This is a genomic window from Fenollaria massiliensis (assembly GCF_000312505.2).
GTDB lineage: Bacteria > Bacillota > Clostridia > Tissierellales > Peptoniphilaceae > Fenollaria > Fenollaria massiliensis.
Genome location: NZ_HG326228.1, coordinates 37004 through 50890, shown reverse-complemented (window position 1 = coordinate 50890; position 13887 = coordinate 37004). Strand labels below are relative to the sequence as shown.

The 13887-nt window shown below is 36.7% G+C and carries 8 protein-coding genes; all 8 read right to left on the bottom strand.

Annotation, left to right across the window (positions count from 1 at the left end):
- Nucleotides 1–161: 161 nt before the first annotated feature.
- The 8 genes from BN30_RS07200 to BN30_RS09370 all read right to left on the bottom strand — a co-directional run bounded on the left by BN30_RS07200 (nucleotide 162) and on the right by BN30_RS09370 (nucleotide 13814).
- Entirely contained in the window at nucleotides 162–965 is an 804-nt protein-coding gene (locus tag BN30_RS07200) for a metal ABC transporter permease (RefSeq protein WP_019214831.1), read from the bottom strand.
- Nucleotides 959–1657 (bottom strand): metal ABC transporter ATP-binding protein, encoded by a 699-nt coding sequence (locus BN30_RS07195; RefSeq protein ID WP_019214830.1) that lies wholly within the window; start codon nucleotides 1655–1657, stop codon nucleotides 959–961. The genes BN30_RS07200 and BN30_RS07195 overlap by 7 nt, the downstream gene beginning before the upstream one ends.
- On the bottom strand, nucleotides 1644–2867 hold the full coding sequence (locus BN30_RS07190; RefSeq protein ID WP_019214829.1) for a metal ABC transporter solute-binding protein, Zn/Mn family: 1224 nt from the start codon (nucleotides 2865–2867) through the stop codon (nucleotides 1644–1646). The genes BN30_RS07195 and BN30_RS07190 overlap by 14 nt, the downstream gene beginning before the upstream one ends.
- Nucleotides 2868–2979: 112 nt before the next feature.
- A complete protein-coding gene (locus tag BN30_RS07185; RefSeq protein WP_019214828.1) occupies nucleotides 2980–3669 on the bottom strand; it encodes a ZinT/AdcA family metal-binding protein in 690 nt (229 codons plus the stop codon).
- 403 nt (nucleotides 3670–4072) lie between these two features.
- The gene (locus BN30_RS09380) at nucleotides 4073–4873 is read right to left on the bottom strand and encodes an S-layer homology domain-containing protein (protein ID WP_019214827.1); all 801 of its coding nucleotides are present in this window, start codon (nucleotides 4871–4873) and stop codon (nucleotides 4073–4075) included.
- A 785-nt stretch (nucleotides 4874–5658) separates the two neighbouring features.
- On the bottom strand, nucleotides 5659–10800 hold the full coding sequence (locus BN30_RS07175; RefSeq protein ID WP_019214826.1) for an InlB B-repeat-containing protein: 5142 nt from the start codon (nucleotides 10798–10800) through the stop codon (nucleotides 5659–5661).
- A gap of 209 nt (nucleotides 10801–11009) precedes the next feature.
- Nucleotides 11010–11846 carry a metallophosphoesterase gene (locus tag BN30_RS07170; protein WP_019214825.1) on the bottom strand — a complete coding sequence of 279 codons (837 nt, stop codon included), beginning with the start codon at nucleotides 11844–11846 and terminating at the stop codon, nucleotides 11010–11012.
- 135 nt (nucleotides 11847–11981) lie between these two features.
- Nucleotides 11982–13814, bottom strand: a complete 1833-nt coding sequence (locus BN30_RS09370) for a DUF2075 domain-containing protein (RefSeq protein WP_341348931.1) — start codon at nucleotides 13812–13814, stop codon at nucleotides 11982–11984.
- Nucleotides 13815–13887 lie beyond the last annotated feature (73 nt).

Sequence of the window (13887 nt, the reverse complement as noted above, 5' to 3'; positions counted from 1 at the left end):
TTCAATGTCCGATTTTTATCTTCAATGTCCGATTTTCTATTTCAGAAAAGTGCCATTATGGCAATAATTCTAAATAGGATTTATTTACTATTTAATTTTTCTTCACAAGCCCACTAAAAGTAAAGAAAAAGTGACCTAGTATAACTAAGTCACTTCTATCTCTATTTACTTTGCTTTTTTTGTAATTTTGATGCCACAAAAAATATAAGCATTCCAAAGACTGCTGCGAGTATGATCGCTCCACCCGGTTTCACATCGTAGTAGAAGCTTGCTGTGATGCCACTTAGCATATAAACAAGTCCTAAAACTATGGTGATGATCAGCGTCTTCTTGTATGAGCGAGCAAGTATCAGTGTTGTAGCAACTGGAAGCACTACTAGCGATGTAAGCATAAGTGCTCCAACTAATTTTACCGCCATGGCGATGGTGATCGCGCTTAGTAGTGTAAATGCTGCGTTTACGCGTCTTACCTTAACTCCTGAGAGTCTCGCTGTGTTTGGATCTATGGCGATGGCAAGTAGTCCTGCGTACTCTTTGATGCTTGCAAATACTACAAAAACAAAGACTACAAGTGAATTAATCACGTCTTGCATCGATACTGAGGCGATACTACCAAATAGGTATGAATCAAATGATGTTCCTCCCGGAGCGAAGTCCGATAGTATCGAGGCTACTCCAAGGCCTATACTCATGATGATGGCTGTTGCCATGTCGCCGTATTGAGGGAATTTATGGCGAATGATCTCGATTAAGAAGGCTGCTACCACACATATCGCCAGCATACCTATAAGCGGGTCGAAACCAAGTATTAGTCCCATACCAACGCCTGCTAGCGCTGAGTGTGATAGAGCGTCTCCTATCATCGAAGTTTTTCTATTTACCATAACCACGCCGATGGCTGGCACCATGATTGATAAAAAGAAGGCAACTACTAGCGCCTTTCTCATAAATGCGTACTCTAGCATGATTTTTCCTCCTTTTTCATCTCTAATTGATATAGACCTGCGTCTTTTATCTCGTATGTTGCGTCTAATTTAGCGTACTTCATTAGCTCGTCTAGGTCATGCGTTACTAAAACTATGCTTGTGCCTTTATCGTCGTTCAAAGTTTGTATTGTTTTTAAGAAGGAAATTCTACTTTCTTCGTCGACTCCGGCTGTTGGCTCATCTAGTATTAATAGTTTTGGATTGTTTAGCATGGCCCTTGCTATCATGGTTCTTTGCTGTAAGCCGCCTGATAGCTCGTTTACGGGCTTGTTCTTGTATTCGATTAGACCTAAATACTCTAAAATCTCATCTACTTTTTTATAGTGTTTTTTGCGTGGGAACTTAAAAAATCCAAATTCCTCGTAAAGGTTCAAAACCACCATCTCCCTAACGGTGATGGGGAAGCTAACCTTGCTAACAACACTCATTTGTGGTACATATCCTATATCCTTATAGCTTTTGTATGAGGCTATAGGTTTTTCTAAAATTTCTACCGATCCCCTTTGTGGTTTAAGCTCTCCTAGCAAATTCTTGATGAAGGTTGATTTACCGCTACCGTTCGCTCCAACTATGGCGATGAAATCACCCATCTCAAGCTCTAAATTTATATCCGAGAGAACTTTGTGATCAAGGTATGAAAAGTCTAAATTTTTTATGCTAATTGCTTTCATTTTGTAATTTCATCTCCTCATATAGATTCGTTAGATTCATCTTCATCAAGTCGATGTAGTCCATCTCATCAATCGTTTGGCCCGGGATTATAAACTCCATACTAGCTAGTGGACTTATGTGCGCACCAGCTATCTCCTCAGATATAACCTTGGCAATGGCTGTCGGCGCGCCATATTCATAAAATATCGTCTTGATATGACCTTTCTTTGCATAGTCAATGGCCCTAACCATGCTTCTAATGCTTGGCTCACTCATCGATGTCAGGCCTTGAAGTGGGTACTGCTTTAGTTTAAAATCTCTCGCAAGATAAGCAAAAGCGTAGTGCATTACGATAAACTCCCTCTTATCAAGCTCTTGAAATTTGTCACGAAACTCAGTTTGCAAAAGAGTTAGCGTGTCAACCGCCTTAAACCTTCTCATATCAATCATTGCCGCCTTCTTAGGCACTAAATTACTTATCTCTCTAGCAATAGTGTTGAGATAAGTCTTTGCATTATTGATAGATAGCCAAGAGTGCGGATCATAAGTGATCTTGTCAACTTTTTGTGAACTGCCCCTTAAAATCTCCTCACCCTTCATCGGATTATCCTTCATATCGACAAATTCAAATGAAAGAATATCCTCAGGAAGCCTGTCAGTATAAACAATCCATTTGCCAGTCTCAGGCAAAACATAATTAAGCTCACCCGATTCGTGACGCATCTTTATCCTATAGACCTTGCCGTCCTCAACATTAAGCTGCGTCTCTTGGTGAACGATGTCGCCTTCAACATTCATAATCTTACGGCCTTCCTTGATAAGTTCGTCCTCACTCATACTTCCGTCATCCCTTTTAAAGGCTATACGCAAATAATCCTCGTGAGTGTGGCCAAAAATCATGTTGTTCCTTTTTTCCTTGTAATCAAATCTCGTCATGAGCTGAAAATCACCGATGGCTGCTGCACCAGTGTATGCGATCAGGTCAACATTGTCAGATAAAGTCAAAATCTTTAAATTAGGGAGATTCTCCTTAATCTTGTCAACCCATCTCTCCATGTTAGCTCCGTTAACAATCAAAAGATCAGCCTTGCTAAGCCTTTTGATGTCCTTTGCAGATGGCTCCCAGCTGTGAACCGTAGCAGACGTTGGCATAAAGCTCTTCACGACTACATCGTCCTGAGCGACCATCTTCGTAAGCTTGTATATAGGAAAAAAAGAAGTATAAACCAAAGGTTTCTCCCCGGTCATACCTCTTTCTTCTATAGCGTTATCACATGAAAAAAATGTTATTGATACAAGGAGTAAACATAGGAATAATAATTTTCTCCTCATATTAATGAAATTACTCAGTTAATTCTTCAGCAATGTCTTGGCTGTCTACAGATGTTCTGATGTATGTTGGGAACCACTTGCTGTCTTGGTCCTTAATATCATCTAAGTTATCAGTATATCTTGTGTGGTAATGAGCTAAGTGCTCTTCGCCGTGGATTTGCATTAAAGCCATATACTTCTTAACATCCTTAGAATCAGTTTCAAATACAAACCAATTTAAAGTTTTATTTCCGTGAGGTACTTCGATAGTGTCAACTAATTTGTATTCAGCCTTAGCAATCTCCTTGCCTTCACCGATCTTACCATCATAGAAAGTGATAGTGTCTCCTTCAATGTGTAGACCCTTGTAGTCAGTTGCTCTTCTTTCTTCGATACCCTTGATGTAGTCATCAGCTGAGATGCCCTCTTCCTTAGCCTTATTTTCTATAGCTTCCTTAACAACAGGATCATCATAGAAAGCGTTGATAGAGTTCCAGTCACCAGCCCACATCTCTAAAGTAACATCTTCAGAAGGAGCTTCAGTCTTTTCCTCAGACTTATCTTCAGTAGCTTCTTCAGTCTTTTCCTCATTAGTGTCAGCAGCTGCCTCAGTCTTTGGTTCTTCCTTAGCAGGCTCTTCGTTCTTCTTACAAGCAAACATCATAGATGAAACTAAAGTAAGAGCTAGAGCTAGCGTTAAAAATCTTTTTGCGTTTTTCATTAAAAAACCTCCTAAATAAATTTCTTATGGTGATCAGCGCCTTATATCCGAGCCGACCAATAGAGATATTAGCACATGATAAGTCCTTTGTCAATAGCCTACACCCCACAAAAAAGAACACATTCACCAGATTTTCTTATAAACAATACTTTATATTAATAAGAATTGATATTTTCTAATAAAGCAATGTTCAGACCCGTTAGCTCCCACTAACATATCTACATATCTTCATACGTAAGAGCTTTTTCAAGATTTATCACGATTAGACATATTGAAAAAATTATAAAATTTATTATTTATTATTAAATTATTTATAATAATGGGGCTGCTTAGAAAAATTTTGAACAAAAAAGAAGAAGGCAATTTACCTTCTTCTTAATTGATTTATTTTGTTTTCGAAAATTTATCTATTGATATTGTCCCAATCCTCACTAATTAATCCTTTAGATCTTCTTCTGAAAGTATGAGTGTTAGTTGCTTCAACCATATCATTATATCCCCAGAAACTTGTTGACAAGTCTGTGAAGAACTTGATATTGCCCTTATCTTCGCTTTGAATAGCTGATACTAAATCGTAATTTCTTTCGAAAATCTTGTTTAGTATGTGAGCTGCTTCTGCTCTAGTGATAGGAGCGTCTGGTCTGAATGTTCCGTTAGGGTAACCAGAGATTCTTCCAGCTGCGTACTCTTTGCCGATGGCTGCTTCAGCCCAGTGGCCCTTAACATCTGCGAATGGCGCTATGCCAAATGGCTTAGCATCTATCGCTGAAATCATTTGAGCAAATTCTGCTCTAGTGATAGGTGCGTTTGGTTTGAATGATCCATCAGAGTAGCCTCTCATGATACCACGAGCTACAACTGCGTTGATGGCGTTGTTGTACCATTTGCTTGGTGTATCAATGAAAGCTGGTTTAGCTGCAGAAGAAGTATTTTCTTCATTCAATAGTCTTGAAAGCATTGCAGCTGCTTCAGCTCTTGTGATGAAGCCGTTTGGTCTAACAGTTCCATCTGGATAACCGAAGATATATGCCTTGTGAGTATAAACTTCTCTAGTATCGATTACTTCATCTTCCTTATCCATTTCATCTCTTTTATCCATTCTTTGACGGCGTCTGTCTGAACGAACGTCATCAATTACTCTAATCCTTATAGATATAGGAGCGATCTTTCCGTTAACATCAACATATCCTGTAATTGTGAACATCGATGGTCCAGTATATCTTGGTGAAATCTCTACGTCTACCGAACCGTCATGGTTAACTCTTACATAAACTCCTCTTGGAGCGTCGATACCCTCAGGTAATGTGCTTACATATCCTGGATAACCGCTTGGATAGATCTTTCTTTCATCGCCAACGCCTATAGTAGTGTCAGGATAGTAAATGTCAGCGTAATCAGGTCTTGGTGTCTTTGCTGTAGCTTTGGAATCATTTGTTTCTTCTGATGCAGTACCACTCGCATCTTTTGCTACCGCACTTACTTCTGTACCGTCTTTAACTTTATCTGCTGGTATTGTAATTACTCCTGTGCCTGGATTAATTGTTACGTCTAATCCTTCTGGTAGTGTCCAGTTTCCATCGTCACCTTTAGTTGCAGTAACTGTTACTGGATCTTTTGCTCCTTCTGGAGTATAAGTTACTGAAACTTCTTTTGCATTTTCTGGTGGAGTTACTGTTACACTTCCATCGTCTTTTGCTTTTACTGTTGGTGCTACAGGTTTTTCTTCTGCAGCTTTTTCTGTAACTGTTACTGTTGATGCTGTTCCGTCTTTTGGTGTTATTGTTATTTGTGCATCTTTATTTTGTTTTGTTACTTCTGCTGTGAATTTACCGTCTGCATCTGATGTTACTTTCGTTTCTGTTCCATCTGCTAACTTAATTGTTACTTCTGTATTTGGCTTTGTTTTTCCGCTTACTGTTGTTGTTGTCTTTGATGGATCATTTTCTGCTTTTCCATTTGTAATTGTTGGTTTTTCTTCTGTTTTTCCATCTAAATTGTTATTGTTGGTTTTTCTTCTGTTTTTCCATCTAAATCTTTTTCAGCTTTCTTTAATGCTTCTAAAGCTTTATTAACATCTTCTTGTGTAGCTTTTGGATTATTTATTACATCTTGAGCATCTTTTAAAGCTTTATCATAAGCTTTTTTCTTTGTTTCATCAGCATTTTTATATTTATCAGAATCTTTTGTTTCAGTTTCTTTAGCTACTTCTGTCTTTAGTTCTGTTTTGTCAACTGGTGTTGCTTCTCCTGCTTTAGATACATTGTTATTAGCATCTTTTGCAGTTGCTGTAACTTTTTCGCCAGCTTTGATCTTGTCTTTTGGAAGTGTTACAGCGCCTGTTGTTTTGTCTATTTTTATTGAAGTGTCTGTTCCTTCTGGTAGTTTCCACTCTCCATTTTCTTTTGTGACTTCAATTGTTTGATCATGTCCGTCTTGGTCTTTGTATGCTATAGTAATACTATTTGTATCATCATCTCCTGGAGGTGTTATTTCAATGGCTCCATCGTCTTTTGATGCTACTGTTGGTGCTCCTGGTGCTGTTTCGTCCTTAGCATTTACTTTAGCTGCTTCTGAAATTTTTTCTCCAGCTTTTGCAACTGCACTTACTTCAGCGTCATTCTTTAATTTATTTGCTGGTAAAGTAATTTCACCTGTATTTTCATCTACAGTTATATCTTTATCTGTGCCTTCTGGAAGCGTCCACTTAAATTTTTTATTTCCTTCAGAATCTTTAACTTCTTTAAATGTTGCCTTTAATGTTTTTTTGCCGCCAGTTGGATCTTTATATGTCACGTCAATTTCTTTTGCGTTTTCATCTGCTGGTTTAATTGTTACGCTACCATCTTTAGCTGCATTGATTGTAGGGGCTTTAAGTTTTTCTTCAACTGTATCTTTTTGAGATAATTGTCCGACTTTTTGATTTTCGCCTTCGCCTTTAGTAACTGTAACTGTACCGTCATCAGATACTGTGATGTCATAGCCATTTTCTATACTTGGATTAGCCTCTTTAACAGCTTCTATAACTTTATCTTTTTCTTCTTTTGATAATTTATCTTTATTAGCAACTGGTGTTTTTGTTGCCGGTGCTACTAGCTTAATGATTTTATCAGTTTCTTTAGCTGCTTCTACTGTTTCATTAGCTGGGATATTGCCAGTTTTTGTGTCACCCATAGGAACTGTTACTGCGCCATTACTATCAACTTGAATTTCATCGTCTTTGAAATCTAGGTCCGGGTTAGCTTTTTTAACTTCGTCTCTTACCGCTTGTTTTTCTGCTTCATTAAGATTATTAGTATCGCCAACTTTTACTTTTTGAGCTGGTGGATTTAAATGCTTACCTTCTCTTGTAAATGGTTTTACTGTATCTTTTGCTTCTAATGTTCCTGTCTTAGTTTTTTCGCCTTCTGTTACAGTAACTTTAACATTACCCTTGCTGTCAACTGTTATATTTGCATCATTCCCAATTTTATCTTCATTAGCTTTTTTAACAGCATCAGCAACTTTATCTTTTTCTTTTTGTGTTAAATTAGCAGGATTTTTTACTTCAACTTTTTCAGCTGGTTTCTTCAAATCAAGTATTGTATCTTTTTTTACAACTGTCTTATCAGCTGAAATTGTACCTACTTTACCGCCTTGCTTGATTGATACGCTACCATCTTTATTAATTGTAATTTCTTCATCTTTTAAATTTCTATCTGGGTTAGCTTTTTTGATAGCTTCTTTAATTTGATTAACTTCATCAGGCTTTAAAGCACTTATATCATCAACTGGAATTGGTTTTTCTGGTGGATTGAACTTATTTTCTACTAATTTTTGAGTAACTGTATTTTCTTTCGCAATTTTACCAGTTTGGTTACCCTTTTTAACTGTTACTGTACCGTCTTCAGCTACTGTGATATCAGCTTCTGTTATGCCTTTATCTGTATTAGCTTCAGCAACTGCTTTTTTAACCTTATCCTTTTCATCTGATGTTAATGAGCTTGGATCTTTTACTTCAACTTTATTTTTTGGATTATTTAATGTTAATGCTTCTTCTGGCTTCTTTTCCCAAACTGCATATACAGTCTTTGGTGCTGTTACACCTGTTAATATAGTGTCGTCTGCTTTATTAGCATCCTTTTTATCTGCCCATCCCTTGAATGTATATCCATCTCTTGTTGGCTCAGGTTTAGGTGCTGTTACGCTGCCATCAGTAGCTGTTACTGTTGTTTGTTCCTTGTCATCAGTGAATTTACCGCCATTGGCATCAAATGTAACTGATGTTTCTTCTGAGTATATAGCGTAAACAATTAGGTGCTTAGTAACTGGAGTGTCTGCTCTGAATACGTCTTTTTTATCAACTTTATTAAATTCTTCAGAACTTACAGTAGTTTTGTTATTTAAAGCTTGTTTGCCTTTAGCTGTTACCCAGCCTAAGAATTTCTTTTTTCCTGTAGCTTGTGGTGCTTCTGGGAATTTATCGCCAGTATTCGCTTCTACGTTATCGCCTTCAAAACCGTTAGCTTTGTAGCCATCTTCGCCGTAGAATTTAATATTGTCCGGAACGATTTTAACGACTTTCTTTGTGCTGTCTGCAAATTGACCTTCTGTTGTATCGAATAATACTCTTGCTCTAACTCTTGTTTCTAATAGGTCAGATGGTAGTGATGATCCGTCTGAAGCAGTTGAAACAAATTTCATATCCTTTAAAAGTTCAAGCTTATGTTCTGTTTTATCATCAGATTGATAAGCCTTCATTTTGCCTAAGTCTACTGTGTATTCATAAGCCCTATAGTCTTTGCTATCTTTTGCAAATTGAGCGTCAAAGATATTTGCCTTTGGAATAGTGATTGTTTTTCTTACATCATCTCCCTTTAGATTGCCCTTATCATCGTAATCATTTTCGTCGGCTTCTACTTTAGCAATATATTTTCCTATTGTTCCTTCTTCATATAAAGTTCTTACCTTACCGCCGTCATATTTAGTGTAACCAACGAAGCTTGTTGTATCTTTGTTGAAGTCACTGTCATTAGTTGGCAATGCTTTTGGGTCCTTATAAGCACTTCCGCCTTCATAATCATTAGTAAATAACAATTGATATGGTGTGTAAAGTGATTTGTTGATTGAAAGAACTGATTTTTTGTCTGAGTGGTCTACCCAAGTAAGTAGCTTAACATTGTCCTTTGATTTTGTTAAAGCTCTATACTTGAACCAAGAAGTTTCTGAATCTATCTTTTTTCCACGTCCGTCATAAGATTCAACAAAAATGTCTGCGCCTGTTTGTAATTTTGTTGTGTCCAGCTCAAAGTTACCACCAGTACCAAGTAAGGCTCTGTTAGGTAATCCCTTTATTATTTTATTTTTATCATTATCTTTCCAAGTTATTCCTTTTGTAAATTCTATTTCTCCTTGATTTCCATCTCTAAGTGTAAACTTTAGCTTATAGCTTCCATTTCCAGGCTTATATATGTGCATATTTATATTTCTATTTGTTAGCAATGTCAATTCAGCAGCACCTTGGTTGTGTTTGCTTCCGTTATGAATTTCAAGGAAGTTTACAGGCTTTTCGTGTGAAGATGTATAAGGCATATAAACTTTTAGCTTTTTACCTGGTAAAATAGTTGCTCCTTCACGAAGAGTAATTTTATAAACACCATTGGCATATTTTTCTATGGCGTCATTGGCTCCGTCGCCTGTAACGTAGCCGTTGTAGTAACCTTGTGGCTTTCTTAAAATTGCTTGATCGCCACCAACTTGTAGCATGATTTGTCCGCCACTTGGATCATCGCCTGTATCGATTAGGTAAGATTCCCCTTCAGGAACCACATAATCATTGCCGTATTTCTTTTCGTAGATAACCCAGCCGTTTGTATTTGGATTAGTCCAGCCAGACATCATAGCGTAATTTAATTTTCTAACTTTATCATTACTGAATGTATTTTCAAATTGTCCCTTGTCTACAACGTAGTCGATAGCTGTGATATAGAAACCTGAAAGCATAACGTGTTGATCAAGTTTATCTACATTAACAACCTTTACACCCTCTTTTTGAAATGCCTTTGTACCTATAACTATATAAGCTAATTTATCACCTTCAGAATAATTTATCTTATCCTTTGGTATACCAACATTTTTTGTAACTGGAGATAATACTCTGCCATTTGTCAAAACATTTACATAGGCAACATTGCCCTTAGTATCAGCCTTTAAGTACTTAACAAGATTAGCATCAAATACTTGAGTAAATGCAATCGGCTCTCCACCAACTGTTTCTCTTACTATTGTATTAGTTTGACCCATGTATTGAGTTCTGATGATACCAAGCTTTGACTTGTCAGGATATTGCTCTGGATTGGCAATAAATTCTGACATAAAGAACTCTTGATTAGTTGCGTTCTTTTGGTCAGATTGTTTACCACCCTTGATAAACAAAGTGCCTAGCTTGTCAGCAAGGTCAACTGCTGTAGTCTTAGTATAAGTAGAGTAGTCCATTGAAGTACCTTTTGGTGCATAGGCATAGATTCTTGTATAATCTCCATTGGCAACTCTCATTTGAACGATATAATTTTGTTCGCCAAGAGTTTTTAAATCTACACCTTCTTTTAAGACTAAATTAATTGGTAAATTCGCTCTGTTATTGGTTCTATCTCCAGTTGCCAAACCTAAGTCAAAGCCTCTGCCTTTAAATTTTGGCACTGGATCGAACTTATATTGAGTCTTGCCGTCTTTACCTAAAACGTAGGAAAGACCAAAGTCTATAAATTTATCAAGGTCACCAAAGTTGATTAGCGCTCTGTACCAAACGCCAGATACTGCTTGTGACTTTTCTTTATAAACTAGTCTTATAACATATCTACCGTTAGCGTCAATGAACATACCATCGTAGTCGATATCGTTCATTTGAACTGGATCTCCTCCGCCAACTCTAACTAGAGTTTGATCGTCCTCGACCTTCCAACGGGATTTGTCCTTAATTTTGTTTTCCCAGTTTGCTTTTTTGTAGTAAGTTGCACTAGTTGTTGCATCTGCTGGTGTTTTAACAGGTGTTTCGCCTTCTGCAAAAACGCCAAGCGGTACTAGTGTTATAATCATAATAACAGCTAGTACTAAACTGAGTGTTCTTTTTAAATAATTTCTTTTAAAATTATCCATTTTTATTCCTCCTTTTTATAATATACATTAATGATTATATTATAAATAACCATATATAATCATTATATACCCACTCATATATAAAATCAAGCATTTAACTATATTTAACACAACTGTAACATAAAAAGTTCTTATAATTACTCACTTTTGTATAGATTTACTTTATAGATAAAAAATAAGACTTGATTACAAGCCTTATTTGTGTATATTTATGGTTTTAGATTAACTATGACTAATTCTGGTCTATTAAATAGCCTAGGGATTCGTGTCGATTCGCGTGCAAGTCCCCTGCTAACTATCATTTCCCCGCCATTATCAAAATGATAAAAACCGCCAGCGTATTTTGGGAAAAAACCTTCGTCGGGCGCGAAGACGCCATTCAAAAGGCCTGGGATGCGCCACTGACCACCATGTGCGTGACCTGCCAAAACTAAATCAAAACCAGCATCCTTATACAAATTCACAAAAGACGGGCGATGGGTTAATAGCATCGTAAAAGCAGTATCATCCCTTTCATTCATAGCGCGTCCAAGCTCGGCCTTCATGCCATCTCCCTCTCCTGTGTAGCGCGCCTCATCAGGGTCGTTAAGACCAGAGAGACAGATTTCATTGCCATTAACACTCGTGCGAATGGTCTTGCCACCGATGTCCTTAATGTCATGCGCACGAAGCCAGTCAAGCATTTCGTTCACACGCATGCTCCAGTACTCGTGATTACCAGTAACGTAGTAGCACGGATATTTCTTCGCGATGGCACTAAGAAAAATTTTCGTGTTATCATCAGGAATTTCGTCGTCAAAAATATCTCCGCCCAAAAGAATCATGTCCGGCTTTTCTTTATCCACCGCATCAATCAGCGTTTTTTGTGCCGCGCCATATTTGCACGAGTGAAGATCCGTTACTAGTGCTATGCGCATAGGTTTTTTAATTTTTTCCGAAGTGATATTGTATTGAACAATTTTTAGCCGCACATCAAAAGCTAGTAGTGCAAGGATTATTATTATGGTGATTGTGGCGATTAAAATGTGTTTTTTATTTATTTTCATTTATTGCTCCTTAAATTTCTTCTGATCCAATTTCTTTCAAATACTTATATATTCCATCATAAAACTCTGGTTTCATAGTCCAGTCGCCCTCGTCTCCTCTTGGTACGAATATAATCAAGCCTTGACGAGCTCTTGTTAGCAAGACACGATAGGCATTTTTAAATATAAAACTTTATCTTTGTTATTAACATTTTGCCACTTAGTACCCTTAAAACTATAATAATTGAACTTATTATTTATAAATCTAAGATCCGCATCCCAGGCTACTATGCTCCAATCAAGCTCCAGTCCTTGAATATCAAACTCTGTTGCTGTTTCTTCTAGAAAATATGATGACCTAACATCGTCTTTATCATTTAAAAACCAATTTGTTGCTTTTACCTTGTTATCAACCCATATACCATATTTGCGTAGTCTTTTTGCTCCAGAGCTTGCTGTAAGGCCGTATCGCTGTGTTCCCAAGGCTTTTCCTTTGATCCATTCTTTTGCTCCATCTATATCTCTTGTTATACAAATTGGATACTTTTCTCTAAATTCTTCATATAAAGTTTTAGCGGTTATTTTATCCGCATCTAATAGCGCTTTTACAAATGAAGCTGCTTTTTCGCTTCTAAATGAACGTAAAGATACTGACAAGTGCAAATCACTAACTACTTTGTAATTCAATCCGCTAAGCAATTCATCAAAAGACCTGCCTTTGGAGTACTCATTCTCAGTTATTTTGTCTGAAATATAGATATCCCAACCAGGAAATTTATTTTTTAATGCTTCAAACCACCCAGATATGCCAGCTGATTCTCCTTTGTTTATCTCTTGTCCTCCGCCTATAAGGCAAACAATTGTCGCCCAATCTTTATGCCTATCCATTATACTTATTAAAAATTCTGGTTCAGACATATTAAAGCCAAATTTTCCTTTTTTCCTTTTCATAAAATCTGCTAAATTGACCTCATCCCAAGCACGTTGCGCCTCATCAAAAATCGTAACTTTCTCAAATGGAGCACTATCTACAGCAATCGCATCGTCTCTGAAGTGATGTATTATTTGAATAAATTCTCTAGATTTGCGAAGCGCATCTGTCTTCTTGACATTATTTCTTTTTACGTCGTCTCTAGCTAAAGCCTCTTGTAATACATCAACTAGAGGTCCATTACCAGATAAAAATACGGCATGTTCATTATTATCAGTTTTTTGTCTCTCAACTGCAATGTTTAGGCCAGCTAATGTTTTCCCTGCTCCTGGAACACCTGTTATAAAACAAATAGACTTCCTGTTATTTAATTTGCTGTAATCTATAATTTCGTTTATAGCTTTTGTAGTTTGATTTAAATTTATAGCGCTTGCATCATTTCTTGAGATATCTTCAACATTATGTCCCGAGTACAAAGCTTGTGCTGCCTCTATAATAGTTGGTGTTGGCATGTATATAGAGTTTATCCAATTAGAAGCTTCAAAACTGCTTCTTTTATATCTCTCGCATACAGACTCTATATAATTAGAAATACCATAGCTATTGCACATGTGTACATCTAAAATATTTTCCCTTAACTCTTTTATAGGCGCATCCATATTCAAAGCTTCAGTACAAATCAAAATTGGGACTAATAGTTTAGCATGGCTTTCTTTATGAAAGCAGCTAAGATCTAGAGCGTAGTCAAGCACTTGTTCGATCGCATATTTGGGATAAGAGGAAGAGCCCACTTTGAATTCTAATAAAAATACAATTCCCTTATATAATATTACATTATCTATTCTTTTTCCGATTCTTGGGATAGTGTATTCAAATATTACTTGACCATCTTTAAAATTGGCTAGTTGGCGCTTCAATATATTTATTTGTTTTTTCCAAGCTTCTTTTTGCAGATCCTCACTTGTGTTCTTATCATTGTATGTTATTTCGCCAAAAATTTTGCTATCATCATCTTTCAAAAAATTAATAATTTCATTTGAATAATATGCTCTTTCCATAATACCACCTTAGTTTTAATAATATAAAAATACATTGTATCTAGATAAAAACGGAGAGTATAAGCCCTCCGTT